Annotated in this window: 21 protein-coding genes; 10 read left to right on the plus strand and 11 right to left on the minus strand. The window is 37.5% G+C overall.

Annotation, left to right across the window (positions count from 1 at the left end):
- The first annotated feature begins 196 nt into the window (after positions 1 to 196).
- Positions 197 to 628, plus strand: coding sequence for a DUF4181 domain-containing protein (locus A6754_RS12065; RefSeq protein ID WP_066445724.1), 432 nt, complete (start codon positions 197 to 199; stop codon positions 626 to 628).
- Between the two features lie 23 nt (positions 629 to 651).
- Here the strand turns inward: A6754_RS12065 and A6754_RS12070 are convergent, their stop codons facing one another.
- The 4 genes from A6754_RS12070 to A6754_RS12090 all read right to left on the minus strand — a co-directional run bounded on the left by A6754_RS12070 (position 652) and on the right by A6754_RS12090 (position 3878).
- Positions 652 to 885: a group-specific protein gene (locus A6754_RS12070; RefSeq protein ID WP_066445726.1), complete on the minus strand. Its 234-nt coding sequence runs from the start codon at positions 883 to 885 to the stop codon at positions 652 to 654.
- Between the two features lie 69 nt (positions 886 to 954).
- The gene (gene ltaS, locus A6754_RS12075; protein ID WP_066445735.1) at positions 955 to 2868 is read right to left on the minus strand and encodes a lipoteichoic acid synthase; all 1914 of its coding nucleotides are present in this window, start codon (positions 2866 to 2868) and stop codon (positions 955 to 957) included.
- A gap of 383 nt (positions 2869 to 3251) precedes the next feature.
- The gene (locus A6754_RS12085) at positions 3252 to 3482 is read right to left on the minus strand and encodes a hypothetical protein (protein WP_066445741.1); all 231 of its coding nucleotides are present in this window, start codon (positions 3480 to 3482) and stop codon (positions 3252 to 3254) included.
- Between the two features lie 12 nt (positions 3483 to 3494).
- The gene (locus tag A6754_RS12090; protein ID WP_066445743.1) at positions 3495 to 3878 is read right to left on the minus strand and encodes a DUF2642 domain-containing protein; all 384 of its coding nucleotides are present in this window, start codon (positions 3876 to 3878) and stop codon (positions 3495 to 3497) included.
- Positions 3879 to 4053: 175 nt separating this feature from the next.
- On the opposite strand from A6754_RS12090, the gene A6754_RS12095 reads away from it, so the two are divergent.
- The 4 genes from A6754_RS12095 to A6754_RS12110 all read left to right on the plus strand — a co-directional run bounded on the left by A6754_RS12095 (position 4054) and on the right by A6754_RS12110 (position 7386).
- Positions 4054 to 5148 (plus strand): glycosyltransferase, encoded by a 1095-nt coding sequence (locus A6754_RS12095; protein ID WP_066445745.1) that lies wholly within the window; start codon positions 4054 to 4056, stop codon positions 5146 to 5148.
- A gap of 114 nt (positions 5149 to 5262) precedes the next feature.
- A complete protein-coding gene (locus tag A6754_RS12100; RefSeq protein ID WP_066445752.1) occupies positions 5263 to 5874 on the plus strand; it encodes a YczE/YyaS/YitT family protein in 612 nt (203 codons plus the stop codon).
- A 96-nt stretch (positions 5875 to 5970) separates the two neighbouring features.
- On the plus strand, positions 5971 to 6156 hold the full coding sequence (locus A6754_RS12105; protein WP_066445754.1) for a hypothetical protein: 186 nt from the start codon (positions 5971 to 5973) through the stop codon (positions 6154 to 6156).
- Between the two features lie 180 nt (positions 6157 to 6336).
- Complete coding sequence (locus tag A6754_RS12110) at positions 6337 to 7386, plus strand: M42 family metallopeptidase (protein ID WP_066445756.1); 1050 nt, start codon at positions 6337 to 6339, stop codon at positions 7384 to 7386.
- Positions 7387 to 7413: 27 nt separating this feature from the next.
- On the opposite strand, the gene A6754_RS12115 is transcribed toward A6754_RS12110, so the two are convergent.
- Positions 7414 to 8157 (minus strand): glycosyltransferase family 2 protein, encoded by a 744-nt coding sequence (locus A6754_RS12115; protein WP_066445759.1) that lies wholly within the window; start codon positions 8155 to 8157, stop codon positions 7414 to 7416.
- 134 nt (positions 8158 to 8291) lie between these two features.
- On the opposite strand from A6754_RS12115, the gene A6754_RS12120 reads away from it, so the two are divergent.
- Positions 8292 to 9368 (plus strand): glycosyltransferase family 4 protein, encoded by a 1077-nt coding sequence (locus A6754_RS12120; RefSeq protein ID WP_066445765.1) that lies wholly within the window; start codon positions 8292 to 8294, stop codon positions 9366 to 9368.
- A gap of 629 nt (positions 9369 to 9997) precedes the next feature.
- On the opposite strand, the gene A6754_RS12125 is transcribed toward A6754_RS12120, so the two are convergent.
- Together A6754_RS12125 and A6754_RS12130 are read right to left on the minus strand one after the other, a co-directional pair.
- Positions 9998 to 10708, minus strand: a complete 711-nt coding sequence (locus tag A6754_RS12125) for a glycosyltransferase family 2 protein (RefSeq protein ID WP_066445768.1) — start codon at positions 10706 to 10708, stop codon at positions 9998 to 10000.
- A gap of 102 nt (positions 10709 to 10810) precedes the next feature.
- Complete coding sequence (locus tag A6754_RS12130; RefSeq protein ID WP_066445771.1) at positions 10811 to 11707, minus strand: NAD-dependent epimerase/dehydratase family protein; 897 nt, start codon at positions 11705 to 11707, stop codon at positions 10811 to 10813.
- Between the two features lie 183 nt (positions 11708 to 11890).
- Here A6754_RS12130 and A6754_RS12135 point away from each other — a divergent pair, with 183 nt between their 5' ends.
- The 4 genes from A6754_RS12135 to A6754_RS12150 all read left to right on the plus strand — a co-directional run bounded on the left by A6754_RS12135 (position 11891) and on the right by A6754_RS12150 (position 15338).
- The gene (locus A6754_RS12135; RefSeq protein WP_066445777.1) at positions 11891 to 12331 is read left to right on the plus strand and encodes a hypothetical protein; all 441 of its coding nucleotides are present in this window, start codon (positions 11891 to 11893) and stop codon (positions 12329 to 12331) included.
- A 120-nt stretch (positions 12332 to 12451) separates the two neighbouring features.
- Positions 12452 to 13654 (plus strand): glycosyltransferase family 4 protein, encoded by a 1203-nt coding sequence (locus A6754_RS12140; protein WP_066445778.1) that lies wholly within the window; start codon positions 12452 to 12454, stop codon positions 13652 to 13654.
- A 105-nt stretch (positions 13655 to 13759) separates the two neighbouring features.
- Positions 13760 to 14677 (plus strand): NAD-dependent epimerase/dehydratase family protein, encoded by a 918-nt coding sequence (locus tag A6754_RS12145; RefSeq protein WP_066445780.1) that lies wholly within the window; start codon positions 13760 to 13762, stop codon positions 14675 to 14677.
- A gap of 37 nt (positions 14678 to 14714) precedes the next feature.
- Entirely contained in the window at positions 14715 to 15338 is a 624-nt protein-coding gene (locus A6754_RS12150; RefSeq protein ID WP_066445785.1) for a DUF1796 family putative cysteine peptidase, read from the plus strand.
- A gap of 150 nt (positions 15339 to 15488) precedes the next feature.
- Here the strand turns inward: A6754_RS12150 and A6754_RS23210 are convergent, their stop codons facing one another.
- The 4 genes from A6754_RS23210 to wecB all read right to left on the minus strand — a co-directional run bounded on the left by A6754_RS23210 (position 15489) and on the right by wecB (position 19345).
- Positions 15489 to 15614 (minus strand): hypothetical protein, encoded by a 126-nt coding sequence (locus tag A6754_RS23210; protein ID WP_371806977.1) that lies wholly within the window; start codon positions 15612 to 15614, stop codon positions 15489 to 15491.
- An 848-nt stretch (positions 15615 to 16462) separates the two neighbouring features.
- Entirely contained in the window at positions 16463 to 17278 is an 816-nt protein-coding gene (locus A6754_RS12160; RefSeq protein ID WP_066445791.1) for a dTDP-4-dehydrorhamnose reductase family protein, read from the minus strand.
- Entirely contained in the window at positions 17275 to 18261 is a 987-nt protein-coding gene (locus A6754_RS12165; protein WP_066445793.1) for a polysaccharide biosynthesis protein, read from the minus strand. Before A6754_RS12165 ends, A6754_RS12160 begins: the two co-directional genes overlap by 4 nt.
- Positions 18248 to 19345 (minus strand): non-hydrolyzing UDP-N-acetylglucosamine 2-epimerase, encoded by a 1098-nt coding sequence (gene wecB / locus A6754_RS12170; RefSeq protein ID WP_066445803.1) that lies wholly within the window; start codon positions 19343 to 19345, stop codon positions 18248 to 18250. Before wecB ends, A6754_RS12165 begins: the two co-directional genes overlap by 14 nt.
- Positions 19346 to 19478: the final 133 nt, after the last annotated feature.

A 19478-nucleotide genomic window follows, 5' to 3' on the forward strand; every position in this document is an offset into this window, starting at 1 on the left:
GAAAACGTTTTCTTTGTTGCTGTATCACACCTAAATCATCTTATCACAAAAAGAAACATCTTCATATATTTTTAATCGGAACTTATCATTGTGTGATGAATATTTACCTTTTATTTAACACGCCATATTCCAATGGTGGTATAATAAGGTAAAAATGTACTATAACTGTAAAAACCATTTAAAAAGGAGATCTTACATGTACGGATTAGATGGCATTTTCCTGTTAAAGACAGTACTACTTGTGGCAGCCTTTTTGATATTCATGATTTTAATAGAAATAATTATGAGGAAATGGTTCAAACTCGAAAAGCGAAACTTATTTAGAAGCGCTGCCTATGTTAATGAAACACATAGAAAAATTGACTGGTCCATTCGCGGATTGGGTATTGCGGGCATGATTTTAGGTTTTATCATTAATAGTATGAGAGGCTTTGATGATCGCCTTTGGTACATAGAACCATGGACCATCTTATTCTTATTAGTATTAACCACCGAGACAGCAAGAGCAGTTATGGAGAAGAAGCATGCACATCATCCAAGGCAATATATCAGTACAATCAGCCAAATTCTTCTTATTATCATGTTATGTGTTAGCTTATATGTAACTGATTTCTTTGGATTATTATAAAAAAAACCACAGCTTTGCTGTGGTTACAAATTAGCCAATAAAATTTGGAATCGTTTGTTTCTAGCTGTTTTTTCCTTTTCATCAGCCAAATCATATTTTTTCAAAAGGTGAAAGATTTCATTTAAAATTTCCTGTGTATGATCTTGTTCCATAAATTGCAGAAGTCTTTCCGTCATGCCTTCTGGAAGATGCTGTTTTTGCTGATGAAGTTTCCCTTTTACATCCTCAACACTATGATCAACATTGCATTCACTCATCTTTGCTTCCTCCTTGATCCATTCGGACAATCTATTCCTTCTTCGGTTGATACCCTGTTTTTAACTTTTCTAATCCTCATCTTTTACATACTGATAGTCTTCCCTATTGATGGCTTCAAAGCCTGCAGGTTTATAAAAGCGCAGTAGATCTTTATACAGCAGCTGGTCCGACATTTCAAGCTCTTTGCGCGCTTTTGCAGCCAAATGGGCATAAACATCTGGGTCTTCGACAAGCTCACCTGTTTGGCTATCATACATTTTTTCACCAATCATCGTGACGTCTGGAGAGACAAAATCTCCGTTCCGCAATGGAATGATTTCATTATGCTCCTCCGATAATAAATCAGAACCAAAGTCTAAGTATTCCTTTGTGCTGATTCCTAAAAGGTGAAGAACGGTTGAACGAATATCGAGCTGTCCGCCATACGATTGAATCACACCACCTTCCACACCAGGAACATGGATGAAAACCGGTACTCTCTGCAGCTGGGCATACTCAAACGGAGTCACTTCTTTTCCAATGATTTCAGCCATCGCCTCATTATGGTTTTCAGAAATCCCGTAATGATCGCCATATAATACTACAACTGTATCATCATATAATCCGGATGATTTTAAGTCTTGAAAGAATTGTTCTAATGCGGCATCCATATAATGTGCAGATTGGAAGTACTGATTGACAATCTTATCATCCGTCTCTGCAGCGGGAAAATCAGTGTCCCCTTCATCCATTTCAAATGGAAAATGATTGGATAAGGTAATAAATCTTGTATAAAACGGCTGTGGGAGTTCTTCTAGCATTGCCATTGACTCTTTAAAGAATGGTTTATCTTTCAGTCCGTAATTTTTGGTATCTTCTTCATTCATACTATAATATTCAGCATCATAAAAGCGATCAATGCCCATACTTTTATACATTTCATTACGGTTCCAGAACGTTTTATAATTCCCGTGAAATACCGCTGACGTATATCCGTTTGCTTTCAATATTGCTGGTGACGATTGAAACGTATTTTGAGCTTTATTTACATAAACAGCTCCCTGAGCCATTGGGTAAAGAGCATTATCCATTATAAACTCAGCATCAGAGGTTTTCCCTTGACCAGTCTGGTTATAAACATAATTAAAATAAAACGCTTCCCCGGAATCTGCAAGAGAATTTAGAAATGGAGTCACTTCCTCCCCATTTAATTCATAATCAATAAGGAAGGTCTGCAGCGATTCCATTGAAATATAGATGACATTTTTCCCTTCGGCAGCACCGAAATATTCAGGATTAGGTGCGGCTTTATTGGCCTTAATATAGTTTTCAATTTCTGTAATATCATTCGTATCTGCCATAGCGCGCTGGCCAGCTGATTTTACATTTTGCACAACATCATAAATGGAATAATTATAAGTGCCTAAATACTTTACTAAATAATTGCGGTCAAATGATCTTGTTAAAAGATCAGGCCGATCCTTTTCCGCTAAACCTAAGTTAAGCATAAAAAGAGCAATGGCTGCTGACATGATAATCAGTGCAGGTTTTCTGTTGGAAACCTGAGATGGTTTGTACCACTTTTTTACTAAAAACAAAATTAATAAAATCGTATCTGCAAAATAGAAAATATCATACGGGGCCATTAACGAAAACGCACTATTTCCAAGCTGGCCGGCATTTGTTTTAGTCTGCATAATAACCGGTATGGTAATAAAATCATCAAAAAAGCGATAATATACTACATTAGCATACAGCAGGATGGACATTAACAATTGAATGACAACTAGAAGTACTTGTTGTATTTTCCCTTTAAAAAACAGGGCTATTCCTAAGAAAAATAAACTCGAACTTAATGGATTTAAAAAGAGCAAAAATTGCTGCAATCCATTTTCAATACCAAGCCGGAATTCAATTAAGTATGCCGCATAAGTCTTCAGCCAAAGTAAGACTGCGATTGTAAAGAAAAAGAATATGCTTCCCTGTTTAAGATATGTTTTCATATGATTCTCCTCAAGTCTACTGAGTAATAGGGAGATGCCTAAATCACTTGGTTCTATTCCCCCATTTCTCAAATTCAAACAACAAATAAGCAATAAAGAAACTTGCCGGACCGGCAAGCTTAAATGGAATAACGTTTCTTATACAGATACTTCCCTGTTCGAAAGAAATATGAACATAATATATCATAATGAATCGTAAAAGAGAATCTTCGAAGATTATTTTGTAAATTCTTTTTTTACCTGTCATTGATATAAACCAGATTCTGCTTTTTTTATACAAGCTTATAAGATTACTACCGGGAAGTTCAATCAAAATAAATACCCCACTTCTAAGAAGCGAGGTATTTAAAGGATCTCTTACATAAATTATTTTTTTCCATTCATTATACTGGTAATGAAGAAACGCGGATATAAGCAATTGCATCTACCGGTATAATAGATTGGCGAGTTGCAGCAGCAGTCTCGTAGCCAGGTACTACTTCAGATACTCTAACAAAATCGTCTGAAACAATCTCAACTAGAATTCCTTCGTAGTAACCATATTCTCCAGTAACAATTTCAACTTCTCTGCCCACATAACGTGATAACTGTTCAATGAAACTTGCGCTAAACATTCTTACCCCTCCTTAATCGATTGTTACGACACCTTGCATATTATCAGTTGGCACTAATAGAAAATCTGTACCATTGTTTAAAACAAGATAATCACGGCGTACAACGGCTAAAATTCCACCAACTTGACCACCATTTGTATTGACTTGAACTTGTCTGCCTAATAATTCTTCTAACTCATCATCAATTCCTGGACGAGGTGTAGGCGGCAAAATAGGTGCTGGCGGGAATACTGGTCCTGGTCGACCTCCCCCATTTTCACAGTGCCCTGGCTTCTTATGATCATGATGGTGTTTTTTGCCAGGATTCACTCCTAACATAGAATTTAATAACTCTGTCACAAATCCCAAACCAAAACGGCTAGGAATTGCAGTGATATCTTCTAAATCAATTCGCATTATATAATGCACTCCCTTCTTCTTTTGTCTATATCAGTGTATGAAGGATTGTAAAAAAAGAATGGACGAGTCTCCTGTGTAATTCGCCTTTTTTACACATATTCACTACAAGATAAATTAACAAGTCTACTTTATCCCTGTTTATGAATAATACTGTTGTAAGAGGTGATATATAATGGAAAAAATATTAATGGTAGTCGACCATCTTGGCGCAAATGGAACGATTACTCATGTAATAAGTCTCTCGAAAGCTTTACAGGCAAGAGGTTATCACATCATTATCGCTGGCCGGGAAGGATCAAAACTGTCTGCACTGCAACAATATGCCATTCCATTTTATCCAATAGACTTTCCTGCTACCTTTACTCCGACTGCTGGACAGAAACACAAAACAGAACAGAAACTTAAAGATATTATTCAAGCAGAAGGGATTACGATGGTACATGCTCACCAAGTCTATTCAGGTATGATTGCGGCTCGGATATCAGCTGCACTTAATATCCGATTTCTTTATACTGTGCATGGTTTGTATTCTCACGATCATGAATTGAAACATATTGCAGGCTATTCGGAGAAACTAATTGCAGTTAGTCCGTATGTTTACTCACAGCTAATAAGTCAATATCCAGAAAAATTGCTCTTAATCCTCAATGGAATTGATGAAACTGAATTCTTCCCGGATTATTCAGAATCATTTAAGTCTGTACATGAAATCCCGCTGGATCATTTTGTCATTTTTTATGCAAGTCGCCTGGAGTGGATTAAGGCTGATATTTGCCTGCAGCTTATTCAAGCTGTCAATCAATTAAAAAATACAACAATGCCAGATCTGCAGTTAGTCATTGCTGGTGAAGGAAAAAAAATTCATCAATTAAATGATGCGGCAAGGCAGTATAATCTCAATAGAAAAGAAACTTTTATTAGAACAATTGGAAGTCAGACCAACTTACGGGCATACTATGGCATGAGCGATTGTATAATCGGTACTGGCCGTACAGCTTTAGAGGCATTGCTTTGTGAAAAAAAAGTGATTGCAGCAGGAAATAAAGGGTTTTTTGGTGCTGTTAAAGTTGAGAACTGGGAAGAAGCTAAAATGGCTCATTTTGGGGATCATTTTGCTGTACAGGCAAATGGAAAAGACTTATTAATTCAAAGCTTAATAGATCTTAGGAACGAAGAATTTACTGAAGTTCAGCTGCTAAGAGAAGTAGTGATAAGAGATTATTCTATCGGTCATGCAGCACAGCTGCATATTGAGGCTTATAGCTGATGTCATCTTGATTTGTCAGATATCCTATACTATTTAAAAAAATCGCAGTCGAGCAGAAATGATGGTAATATAAACGCTTACACTACAAAACACTGACAAGGGGATTAAGCATAAATGAAAGTTCGCTTTATTTTTTATGTAATCGGTCTAGTACTATTAACAATGGGCGTTTCACTCATCATTAAATCTCAGTTTGGTGCTTCTCCATGGGACGCTCTAGCTGTCGGCCAGTCGAATCTTTTTAAGATCACTGTAGGTACTTGTGTATTTATAAATGGAATAGTCTTGATTTTTTTGAATGCCTTTTTAATGAAGAAAAAACCTGAGATTCTTGCAGCCTTATCCATTTTAGTAATCGGAATGATGATTGATTTTTGGCTTTTGATTGCCTTTGAACATCTGCTTCCAGCAACCACTCTTTTAAAATGGTTTGTGCTTGTTGCAGGAATCATCGTGACAGGAATTGGTGTATCCATATACTTACAGGCGAAGTTCCCAGCAAGTCCAATGGATACTATAATGGTAGCCATTCAATCAAGGTTTGGTTTTAATCTTCGCAATTCACGTATTTTAAGTGAAAGCTTTGCGCTGCTTTTAGCGATTTTATTTAAAGGTGCCATCGGGGTCGGTACCATTGTTGTTACCTTAACATTAGGGTTTGTTGTTCAATTCTTTTATCCAAGATTTGAACATCTGCTTCAAAAGTGGCAGGATGTAAAAAGATAATTGTTAAATTTGAGGTCATCACACATATGCGGGCTCGTGTCCAATCGTCTTCTATCTTCTTAACATATATATGGTATAGGGGAAGGAGGCGATCATATGTATCAATTGGCCCTTTTGTATTTGGCAGCAATTCTAGCTGGCTTTGCATTAACCAATCTTCCAACTTCAGCAGTCATCACGGCAGGGATTGCGCAATTTTTTGGAATCGTAGGCGGAATTGCGATTATTGTATTCTCCATCGCATTACTATATCTTGCTGTAAAAGCATTAATCAACAAATAGTTATAGACAGAAGAGCTGGGGAACTGGCTCTTTTTTTGTGTTCTATTTGCTGTTTAATGAATTAACGGGTAATAATGACTGTTTTTTTATTAATTAAAATACTTAGAGTCCCTAACCATTTCAAGTTTCACCTTTCTCCTTTATAATGAAGTGTATAATGTTTTTGAGAGGAGATTTGTTATGACATATCCAAATGTAAAAGATACCCTTTCTACTTTAGTAGACTTAGTATCCATCCCAAGTCCATCAGGTAATACAAATGAGGTTATAGGCTTTGTTGGAAAATTTTTACAAGAGCTGAAGGTTGAAACCAAAAGAAATCGCAAAGGCGGTTTAATTGCAACGCTTCCTGGCAGAGATGATCAAAACCATCGCATGCTGACAGCGCATGTTGATACTCTTGGTGCAATTGTAAAGGAAATTAAGCCAAGCGGCCGTTTAAAGCTAGATCTGATCGGCGGGTTTCGCTACAACTCCATTGAAGGTGAATATTGCGAAATAGAGACTTCTTCAGGCAAAAAATATACCGGAACAATCCTTATGCACCAAACGTCTGTGCATGTATATAAAGATGCGGGAAAAGCAGAAAGAAATCAGGATAATATGGAAGTCCGAATTGACGAGGAAGTACATAATGCTGATCAAGTCCGTGCTTTAGGAATTGAAGTTGGGGATTTTGTTTCGTTTGATCCTCGCGTGCAAACGACATCATCTGGCTATATTAAATCTAGACACCTTGATGATAAGGCAAGTGTGGCGATTTTGCTTCAGCTTATTAAACACATTCAAACTGAAAAGATTGAACTTCCATACACAACTCATTTTCTCATCTCTAATAATGAAGAAATTGGATATGGAGGCAACTCAAACATTACACCAGAAACAGCTGAATACCTTGCTGTGGATATGGGTGCGATGGGTGATGGCCAATCAACTGATGAATACACGGTCTCCATCTGTGTGAAAGATGCAAGCGGACCATATCATTACGAGCTTCGCAAAAACCTGGTTAAGCTTGCACAGGAGCATAACATTGGTTATAAGCTAGATATCTATCCTTTTTACGGATCAGATGCATCAGCAGCTATCCGATCAGGACATGATATTGTACACGGCCTTATAGGTCCTGGAATTGATTCTTCACATGCTTTTGAACGTACACACGAAAAGTCAATCGAAAACACAGCGAAACTGCTGTATCATTATGTGCAATCTGAAATGATTCTGTAAGGAAAAAATGACCGTTTTGAAGATTGATTAATGTTCAGAACGGTCTTTTGGTATATCTGATCCTTTTGAGATGCTTCTTAATTTCATCCGATACTTCCCCTTATACTCCCAACGAAGCTTTTTTAACTCTTGAATAATCTCTTCTTTATGCTGATTTGTTCCCATCTTTTCATGTATTCTGTAGTAAACAAGGACTTCGTTCACTTGATAAAAAGGATATTGAAGTGCTGCTCTTAGCCACATTTCATAGTCATGTGTATAGCGGAACTGCTCGTTAAATACGCCAATCTTTGAAAAGACATCCATATCCATCATCACTGCATTTCCATGAATGATGCAGCGCTGACTTAATTCTTTTAGAAATTGCCTTTCATTTGTAAATTGTTTTTGAAAAAGATCCTTTTGTATGGTGTGCGTTTCACCAATCAAACCTGCTGACGTATAACAAATATCAGCCTGCTTATTTTCCATGAATTCTTTTTGTTTGGAAAGCTTTGTTGGCGCGTATAAATCATCTGAGCTCAGCCATGTAAAATATTTTCCGGTTGCATGCTGAATTCCTGTGTTTAATGCTGTAGCTGTTCCTCCATTCTCCTTTCTGATATAGCGTATATGTCTATCATAAGGCTCCAGCAGTTCTTGATAGGCAGTGGAACCGTCATCGATCAGAATGATTTCAAAGTCACGTTCAGTCTGATGGATAAGTGAGTCTAGCGCATATTGAATATAAGCACAATTGTAAAACGGGACAATCACTGAAATCTCTGGCATATGTCCTTCTCCCTTTTCTTATTGTTCGTGCTTTATCATATGATGGCATGTTGCAAAAGTGAGTATATTTGTCCAAACAAAATTAAGCGTTTTGCATACTTATAAAGGAGAAGTGAATGAGTAGGAGGGTTATTGTGAAGGTTTTATTTATGTTTTATGTGCCGAGCGGCGGAATTGATACATTAAACAGACAAAGAAGTGTTGCATTGAAGGAACGGGGCATACAAGCCGAATTTCTATATTATACAAACAAAAGACACTACTTAAACGACCACGGTGCACCTGTATATATCACAGACGACAACAACGAAATCAAAAAAATCTTAGATAATGGAAATTACGATGCAGCGGTAATTGTTTCTGATTTCACAGCATTACAGCGATTAGATTCACTCGGTTTTAAAGGCAAAAAAATTATTGAAATTCAAGGTTATGGACCAAAGACAAGAGCTAGGGAATTTTTCTTGCGTTATCAGGACGATGTCCGTCAATATTGCGATGCACTACTAAACCCCAAAACTCCGCATATTGTTGATTTGATGAATGAGATATTTCCTGAAATTCCACAATTCAGTTTTAATAATTGCTTTGATACGGAGCATTTTTCGTATGTTCCTGGGCAAGTGAGTACTGGTCCCATCATCGCCTGGATTGGCAGAATCGAAGACAACAAAAACTGGCGTGAGTTCTTATTAATTGCCTCTCAGCTTCATCGGTTGATTGGTAATAGTCTTCAGGTAAATATGTATGAAGATCCATCTCTAAGCACACCTGATGAGCGAAGAGCTTTTGAAAAAATGGTCAAGCGTCTTCATCTAGAAGAAGTACTTCATATCTATGAAAATGTACCAAATCAAGAAATGAAGGAGCATTTTTCAAGGATTGGTGATTCTGGAGGATTTTATTGTATGACTTCTAAAGTAGAAGGAGCGCCATTTTCTCCGCTAGAAGCATTGAGCTGCTGCTGTCCTGTTCTTACAACTGATTCTGATGGGGTCAGAACATCCATTTTTCACAATGTTACCGGCAAATACTATACAATCGGAAATATTGCTGAGGCTGTAAGGGAAGCAAAAGATTTAATGAGTAATACCGTTTTACGTGACAGCATTCGCATGAATGGCTTTGAATTTGTGAAAGAAAACTTTAACAGAAAGATTTATGCAGAAAACTTCTGCCAAATGCTATCATCACTTGGACTTAAGGTTTAATCTTTTACTGGAGAGTAAGGTTGAAGCAGACATCATAATGTCTGCTTTTTATTTGTATTTTTATGTGACTATTACGTTTTTAGCCTGGCACACTTTTAGAAGCAGATAATTAGTTAAGAAATTATATAGCCGATTAAAAATTAAAGGGAGTAATTCCTTTTATTTCGTGAAATCACCCGAATTTTCATCAAAATAAGCAGAGCTTTTACGCTTATTTTAATATAAGCCTGAAAATTTGCTATTTACAGAGGTGATAACCGGAATTTTTCCCCTTATATTTACTTATTTAGCCATTTTTTATAGATTAAGAGTAATTTCTCCGCTTATTTCACTCTGATTCCTACCCCATATACCTAAAGTTGCCTTACTCAGTAAGAAAATATAAAAATATATAATTCTAATATGGAATAAGATATAGTTTTTTACAAATAACCACCTACCTGCTTATCGGCACACATCCCTACTTCCAGCAGCACCAACACAACACTTTCTTCAAGTCATTAGACGAAGCCCTAATATAACATAAAAAAATGCAGCCCAAATCCGTTATGAATTGGACTGCAAACAGGATTGCAATATACATATAAACCAATACAAGCGTTTGAATAAAAAGTTTGTCTCTGATTTACCTACAAATCTTTTAATCTATTCAACAATATAGGGCGGTATGTTTGTTCGATGACCTGCATTTCTGCACGCATCTGATCTTGATGTTTAACTGTTCCAGATTCTTCATGCTGCCTGAACTTTGTTAAGTTTTCATCCAGATAATGAAAATCGACTCCGTATGCGAGCATTTTGATCCACATTTCGTAATCATGTGTGTATCGGAAAGCTGGATTAAAGCTTCCAAATGTAATAAGCTCGTTCCGATTTATAAGAACTGTACATCCATTAATCGTATTGTATTTAAGATATGATTCAGCCACTTGTTTTGTATTATGGAAGCTCATTCCCGTAAACTGTGTTAACACCTGATTATTTTCATCGACACAATCATAATTGGTGAAGCTCGCTTTTGCATTTCGTTCCAGCATAAACGATAGTTGTTTCTCTATTTTTTCAGGGAGATAATAATCATCAGAGCTTAGCCAAGCTACATAGCTTCCACTAGCTTCGGCAATTCCATGGTTTAAAGCTGTTGCTGTTCCGCCATTTTCTTTTCTAAAATAACGAATACGATCCAGAAATGGAATGATTTTTTCTACATGTTGAGTTGAACCATCATCTACGACAATAATTTCAACATGTTGATAAGTTTGGTTCAATGCACTATGAATAGCTTGATCAATATATGAGCAATTGTAAAATGGAATAATTATAGACACCTTTGGTCCCATCTGCTTCTCCTTCCTCTATATAAGTGATCTTCGTTTATCCCTTTTTAATAATAGATCATATGCTATAGTTGTTTTTTTGTAAGGGACAACGGTTTAGTCCTTCTATAAATTTCGGAAATAATCCAATGTATCTGCAAGTGACTGTTCTAAAGTTATGCTGCTTGTACAATTAAGTTCCTTACTGCCACTCATTAATTGCAATGGAAATTTTATTGCCTGCTTTTCATCAGGAACATAAAAATCCACATTAGACATTGAAGATAAAATAAATGCAACCTCACCTACTGACGCTTCTGTACCAAAGGAAACGTCGTATTCACGTCCCTGACCTCCAATTATGAATAACTGATGGTAAGCCCGAACAGCATCCCTTACATCTAAAAATATCCGCTTGGCCTGCAGGTCCATATTTGTTAAAATCTCATTATTTCCTGTTTTTTCAAATTCAGCAACACGCTTGGCAAGTATGGAACAAACTCCTGTAGAAGGTCCTGGTCCAATTAAATTGGTCGGCTTTGCGATGACAATATTCAAATCATAATAATTTGCCCATGATTTTGAAGCAAAAACCTGCAGCGTCTTACTTAAGCTATACGGATGCGGGGGCAGGCTTTCTTCTTTTATAGGATATTGCAAGATGGATCCCGTTATTACGACCTTACAGCTTGGCGAATGCTTACGAATTGCTTCTAATAAAAATAAAGTTGCCATCACGTTTGATTCCATATAGGTAACAGGCTGACTCCATGATTCCCCAGCATTGCTCTGGCCAGCCAAATGCAAGACATACGCTGGTTTAATTCTCTGAATTAATTTACTCGTCTCTTCTGCATTCGTTAACTCACAAATTTCTCTCTGAATCTCATGATTTTCGTCACTTACACTTCTCGCCACACTAACAACGTGAAATCCCTGGCCGGCAAAGTAACGACAGGCATGTCTCCCAGTAAACCCATTTCCTCCTGTTATGAGGATGGTTTCCTTTCCCCTTTTCGTCATTCCTCGCTCCTTATGCATACTACATATCCTTTCATGACATTTTTTAATAGAATATGTATCTTCCTCTGTTTGTTGAGGGCTGACCGGCAAGGAATTGAAAAGCAATATAGCATATTACACTTGTCCAAACCATTTGATTTTTTAAACATAGGATAAAGCATGTACAAAAGGAGGTGAATAGAAATGGGAACTTTTTTAGATGCGCAAACCTCACAAAATGCTAGCTTTAGTGACTCTATTTCCATTCCAGTTACAACAACCCCAGCACTTTTTGGTTCACTTGGATTAAACACAACTGGAGCAGCAGGACCCATTCGTGTGGAATTTGCTTTTACGGCAACAGTAACATCCTTACTATCTTTACTGCAGCCAATTACAATACAAATTTATCGCGTTTCAGGTGGAGTAAGTACACTTGTGTACTCTGCTGCACCAACTCTGGCTGTTGCTGGTTTAGGTGTTGCTTCCAGAACTGTTATCTCATTAAGCGGAGCAGATTTTAACCCGCCTGCACCAGATAATTTCTTAGTTTACCAGGCATATATTAGCATCCCTGGCGGAGTGGCAATTGCACCGACAAGAGTAGGACCTGAATCATTTAGTGCTGCAGCATATTCAAACTAAACCATAGTTATATAGGAGTAAGCTATATTTGCTTGCTCCTTCTATTTTATAAGCTACATAGCCGACATTCCTGCCGAAAGAAAACATACCATATTATAAATTTTAAAAGGAGTGATTAACTTGAAGATTTTATTAGCTACTTTCTGGGAAATTCCTCATCTGGGCGGTGTTTGGAATTATATGAATCAATTAAAAAAGAAGCTTGAACACAGGGGTCATGAGGTTGAAATTGGAGGATATGGCAAAAAAGCAAATCACATTTGCTTTATTTCAAGTGGTAAAGAGATTAAAAAATCGCAAATGAGTTTTATCCCAAAACCCGTCCATCATTATATCGATCCAATCGTTGCATTTTATGAAAATCAAATTGATTTTTATAAAAAAGCAATGAGCCAAATGGATCTTGAACAATATGATTTAATTCATACCCAGGATGTCCTTTCATCATATGTATTTGGCCAAATCAAACCTGTGGGTACTGCCCACATCGCTACTTTACATGGCTGTGTTGCCGATGAAATCAAAAAAAGTTTCTATCACGGCAAACAGGATCGGGTATCTATTCTTGCCAGTCAATATCTTAACCAGTTAGAACATAATGGGGCATCAGCTGCTTATAAAACAATTCTTGCTAATCAATGGATGATTTCAAAACTTTGTAATGAATACGGGGTAGATGTCAATCAAGTAACCAAACGGCATTATGGTTATGATATTCAAAAATTTATAGAAATGCAGGCAATCCCGTCTCAATTAAGTAAACCAGCCGATAAAAAGTTAATTTTATATAGCGGAAGGCTAAATGATTTCAAAGGTGTTCCTTATCTAATAGAATCACTAAATAAATTAAATACCATACGAAACGATTGGATTTGCTGGATAGCCGGTGATGGACCACAGAGCGAAGAATACAAACAGCTAGTATCCACTATGAATTTAAATGATGTCATTCAGTTTATCGGAAACAGATCGGATATACCTTCCCTCTTGTCACAGGCAGATTTATTAATACATCCTACACTTCTTGATAATCAGCCGCTTTCGATCATTGAGGCACAAATAAGCGGAACAGCGGTCATCGCGAGCGAAGTTGGCGGTGTGCCGGAAATGATGGAGCATGGCATGACCGGAGTATTGGTGCCGCCAGCAAATGCAGAAGCATTATGTGAACATATCGCTTATCTATTAGAGCATGATGACTACAGAAATAATGTGGGAGTCCGTGCACGTGACTGGGCCTATCAGCATTGGGATCCTGAAGCTGAAGCAGAGGATTTGCTTGGTCTTTATGCAGAAGCGATTACAGCTAATTTGAATATCTAGATATTCATTTTTTAGGCAGCCTGTTTTTCCCATTACTAGGTCTCTCTCCCACTCCAGTATAGGAGAGCAAACATATACTGGAAAAAAAGAGGGAGACTGATTGATTTGAAGAAAGCTTTTGTAACAGGTGGTGCAGGTTTTATTGGATCTCAGCTGGCAGAAGAACTGTTAAAGCTAGATTATGAAGTCCATATAATTGATAATTTATCTTCAGGATATCGAAAATACATTCCAGACGGTGCTCTATTTCATCATCTGGATATTTGCAGTTCCTCAGCTAAGGAGCTTATTGTAAAAGAAAAGCCTGCCGTTCTTTTCCACCTTGCAGCCCAAGCGGATGTGTCACGTTCAATTAAGAACCCGCAGCATGATGCTGAAGTCAATATTATTGGAACAATCAATATGCTTGAAGCCTGCCGTGAAGCTGGCGGCTGCAAAATAATTTTTTCCTCAACATCTGCTGTTTATGGCAATTTGGACAAGGATAAGATTTCGATTGAAGATCCTGCCTTGCCTATTTCTTACTATGGGCTTTCAAAGCTTGCTGCTGAAAATTACATTCGTATTTATCATGAACTCTATCAATTACCCACTACAATTCTGCGTTACGGTAATGTTTACGGCCCGCGCCAAACGCCAAAAGGAGAAGGCGGAGTTGTGGCTGTTTTTTTAAATAAGTTAAAAAATAGACAGCCTTTAACACTTCATGGAAATGGAAAGCAAACAAGAGATTTCATTTTTGTAAAGGATGTAGTTAGTGCCAATTTGGCGGCTGTTGTGAACGGGAATGGACAAACCCTTCATGTCAGCACTGGTAAACCAACATCCATTCAAGAGGTTGCGGGCATTTTAACAGAGCTCCATCCGGAAGAGGCAAAATTGATCTATACAAATAGCCGCCCAGGCGATATTGAGCATAGCTGTTTAAACAATGAGCAGACCATTCACGTACTAGGATGGCAACCAGAGGTGAATATGAAAGCAGGATTAAAAGCAGCGTACAGGTCTATGCAAATTGAATGATTTTAATTTATTTCCACAGGAAAGAAGGTGATTACGTATGCGTTTTCAACAAATAAAAGGCAAATATGATGCAACATTTAGCTTAGGTCATCTCTGTCTTGCCAGTATGCAGCTTCGCAAGTTTCAGCTGCGGCCTTTTTCAGGTGTGCTTGATTGGGTTGGGTCGCCAAACTTGTCCAACATCAACTCTTTAATCGCCAATGATTTTAAGAATTTTTTAAATTTCCAGCATTTACAGCCCGTAAAATACCTGTCCTCTACTGATCTTTATGTTTGGGATTCCTATTATGATATTGGCTTTAACCATGATTTTAAAACTGATCTAAACTCCCTGCAACAGCTGGGCGGGTACGATCTAGTGAAAGAAAAATACGATCGCCGCATCGCTCGTTTCAACAACAAGCTGAAAACGAGCAAGCGAATCTTATTTATTCGAACAGAAGGAAATAGAGAGGAAATTGAAGCTCTTCAGCAAATCCTTGCGCAGAAATGCAGCGGAGATTTTGAATTGTTAGTTGTCAATCATAAACCAGTGCAAACCATGAGCGAACAGTTTTGGAATATCCCAAATGTCACAGTGGCCGAAATGCCTAATGACGAGATTTGGGATGGAAATGATACTCATTGGGCAGAGCTTTTTGAAGGAGTTACCTTGAGTTAGTTCCAAGCATTCTTATTAAGTGACGAATAATTCCTCTAACAATAATAACCGTCCAGCTAAGGGCGGTTTTCTTTTTTTCGGAACATAAAACGCTAGAACACCACTCTATAACGCTAATAAGTACTTAAAGCTCATTTATACCGTATAAATTTATCCATTACACTCATCCAGGTAAGGATTGGCGTATAAACCAATGTCAAAATCCGCCCCGACTGTATTGGCAAATTCAATAACTGGAATATCCAAATGGAAACCAGGTGTATACCCAGCATTCATTTCGATCAAGATGGCAAATCTGCATTCTAATCCAAAGGTCTCTTTTCAACTCATTAATCGTTTCTGTTTGATGATGCTTGTTAGAGTTATCCCTAACCTTTCTGTGACTGTTTCTATTGAAAAAACATCTGCATATAATTTGAAATAAACCCTAATCTTCGTTCGATCCACATACTTCACTCCTCAATTTCCTGGTTCAGTATTCTATTTTCTAATTAATTATGATAACATTATTTGTCAGAATTATCTTTACTCTTGAAAGGAGCTTGAACATGTGGAAACGTCCTATTCTCCTGTTTGTTTTAATGTTGCCTGCATTTGTTATCCTCGATCTTTTAAAAGGCGCAGGTCCTCAATTCTCGTTTAATTTTATTTCGGTCTTGCTATTCGTTGTTTTATATGAGTTTGTACACTGGTTAATTAAAGTTTCAAAACCTTCAAATAAAAATGGATCGACATAGTTAAGCTCATTAATTTTTCACTTTATCCATGTTTATAGGAAGGTTTTTGTCTCAGCAAGATATCACTCGCTTACTCACTGTCTCCAAACATTTAAGTTTTTGTGTCTAGTTTCTCGTTTAAATCGTAATACTTAAGCAATTAAATAAGGCGTTTCCATTTCATTCCAAGCCTTCTCTTTCTCTGGATCACAGAGCTAGTACTATTTTTTTACTGGCCGCTCATTGAGGCTCTCTCCCTTTCCTCTATATTTCGTGGAATCACGGGTACTTACAATTATGATTAAAAACAAAAAACGAATGATTAGGAATGGATCATATCCTAATCATTCGAATTGACTCAATATGCCAAAGTCTCTTAAACCCATTTTGGGTCAAGGAACCTGTCCCCTAAAACCCTCTCATCTCTTCCAGCATCTCACGGTACCCCTGTATCTGATAACCAACATCTGTTCTAGTATTCCGAATGGATCGGTCTTGAATCATTTTTTGATCCGGTATAATCGTTACATCTGTTTTTTGGTAGATTTCCTGAATCATCGTCAAGAGTTCATGTTTAGATATTTTATGTGATGAAGCTAGATGATAGAGTCCGGAGACATTGTTTTCAATCATATAATGAATGGCTTTGGCCAGTTCAAGTGTGGTAACGCCATTCCACATTACCTTCTCAAAGCCTTTGATGGTTCCCTGCTGTTTCATAAACCAGAGGAATAGTCCAATGCCATCCTCTTTTAATTCTGGACCAATAATAGAAGTGCGGATCGTTAAATGCCTGTCACTGAACACTTCTCCAAGCTGCTTGGATTGAGCGTAGATGGATGTTCCATCGGTCGGATCTGTTTCAGTGTAATCTCCTTTACTGCCTGAAAAGACGCAATCCGTACTGATATGAATCAGTTTGCCATTACTTCTTTCCATGAGTTTGGCAAGCTGGTGGGGCAAAAGGCTGTTTACCTGGAAAGCAAGCTTTGTTTCCCGTTCTGCATGTGCATTGAGAATCCCAATACAATTAATGCTAATATCAGGTTTCACCGTCTCAATTACTTTCTCGACACTCGTTGAGTCTGTTACATCCACATATATTCCTTTAGAATCTGTCTGATCTCTTGTCGTATAATATACTTCATATTTTGGTTGCTGCTGGAAATAGCGGATGATCATATGGCCAGCCATTCCTGTTCCGCCAAAAACTAACAGCTTCATTCAATAAACCCGCCTTCCTCAAGCATCTGCTTAATTTCAGCTTTCGTCATTAAGGTTGTGCCAGAATTGTATTCTTCAAGATTAACCTTGCTGAAGGTTTTGTAGCGATCTTTGACTCCTTCAATATAAATAGAAGGCAGAATGACGAAATATTCTTCATCATAAACAACTGTCATCGTACTTTCATATTCTGATAATAGCAGCTCATGAATTTTCTCACCGGGACGGACACCTAAAATTTCAATATCAACGTCCTCTCCGCTTTTCTCAATTAAGATTTCTGCAAGATCAATAATCTTACATGCTGGCATTTTCATAACAAAGATCTCGCCGCCAACACTTTCTGAAACAGCTTTAAACACAAGCTGAATCGCTTCTTGAACCGTTAAGAAAAAACGGGTCATTTTCATATCGGTGATCCCAATTTTTTTCTGCTCTTGAATTTGTCTTTTAAACACATGAATTACACTTCCATTTGTTCCTAAAACATTTCCGCCGCGAATACAAACAAACTTTGTTTCCGTATTCAACGTATTAGCATGAATGATCAGCTTCTCACCCATCGCTTTTGATAGACCATAAAAGTTTGATGGATTTGATGCCTTGTCAGTTGATATATATACGACATTTTTCACATGACAGGCTATGGCAGCATCGATCACATTTTGAGTGCCAATCACATTCGTTTTCAATGCTTCCATCGGCTGATCTTCACAGACAGGTACATGCTTTAATGCTGCTAAATGAAAAACATATTCCACACCCTGGCAGGCATAAATCAGAGAATCCTTCTCTTTTATATCCCCAATAATAAAATGAAGTTTTGGATGATGATTAAACTCCTGCTTCATTGTAAATTGATTGGATTCATTTCTGGATAGTATTCTAATTTCCTTGGGATCATAGGTTAATAGCTGGGAAACAAGCTCATAGCCCCACGAGCCAGTACCTCCAGTAACTAAAATAACTTTATCTTTGTACACGGTCGAATCCTCCTAGCAATATTTTAATTACTTTATCTGATACATTCCGATCACTATATCCATCTGGAAAACTCCAGGTTTTACTTTGACTTGTCATGACTTTTACACAATTGAATATTTGCGATGCTTCCAGACCAGATAGCATATTGCTTCCGCATGCAATCGTTTCCGGCCTTTCTGTTGTCTTGCGCACCGTTACTGCCGGCACATGAAATAAGCAGCACTCTTCTTGTACTGTGCCGCTATCTGTTAAGACACAATAGGCATTCTTTTCAAGCTTCACAAAGTCAAAGAATCCAAATGGCTCATGGAATTCAACAAGATGGTGAAGTTTAAAGTGTTCCTGTGTTTCCAGTTTAGATCTTGTCCGAGGGTGAATACTGCAAATTACTCTTTTTTGATATGCTTCAGCAATCATATTTAAGCTCTCTAAAATCTCAAATAACCGATGTTTATCATCTACATTTTCAGCTCGATGTGTAGTAACGAGAAAATAGTCACTTTTCTCAAGTCCAAGGTCTTGTAAAATTTCACTAGAATCAATTACACTTTCGTAAGATTTCAGCACTTCAAAAATTGGATTTCCCGTCACATAAATTTTGTGGCGCGGAAAACCTTCACGCACTAAGTTTTCCTTGCTTTGCGGTGTATATGGAAGATTAATAGATGAAATTGCATCAATTACTCTGCGGTTTTTTTCCTCCGGTACTTCGAGATCAAAGCATCGGTTTCCAGCTTCCATATGGTAAACAGGAATCCCCATCCTTTCAGCCAGAATTGCGCTAAGACCGCTGTTCGTATCGCCTAGCACTAAAATCTTATCCGGCTTTTCGGCAATCAGAACCTCTTCTAACTTTTCATATATGACAGCCAGTTGATTGCCTAAAGAATGCTGATTCTTCAAGAAAACATAATCTGGCTTACGGATACCCAATTCTTTAAAGAAGACATCACTTAAGTTTTCTGTGAAGTTCTGACCTGTATGGACAAGAACATGCTGATCCGCAAGCACATCAAGCTTTTTAATGATGAGACTTAAACGAATGATTTCCGGTCTCGTCCCTAAGATGGTCATGATTTTCAAATCTTTTCACTCCTTGCATATCTGTCATTTTTACTTGTTTTCTACTCTTGTCCGCTTAATTATTAAAATATGCTTGTTTTTATGATTTGCTATAGGCATAGCGACTGATTTCAATTGACTTCTTGGTTAGAGA

The organism is Cytobacillus gottheilii (assembly GCF_001636345.1).
Lineage (GTDB): Bacteria > Bacillota > Bacilli > Bacillales > Cytobacillaceae > Cytobacillus > Cytobacillus gottheilii.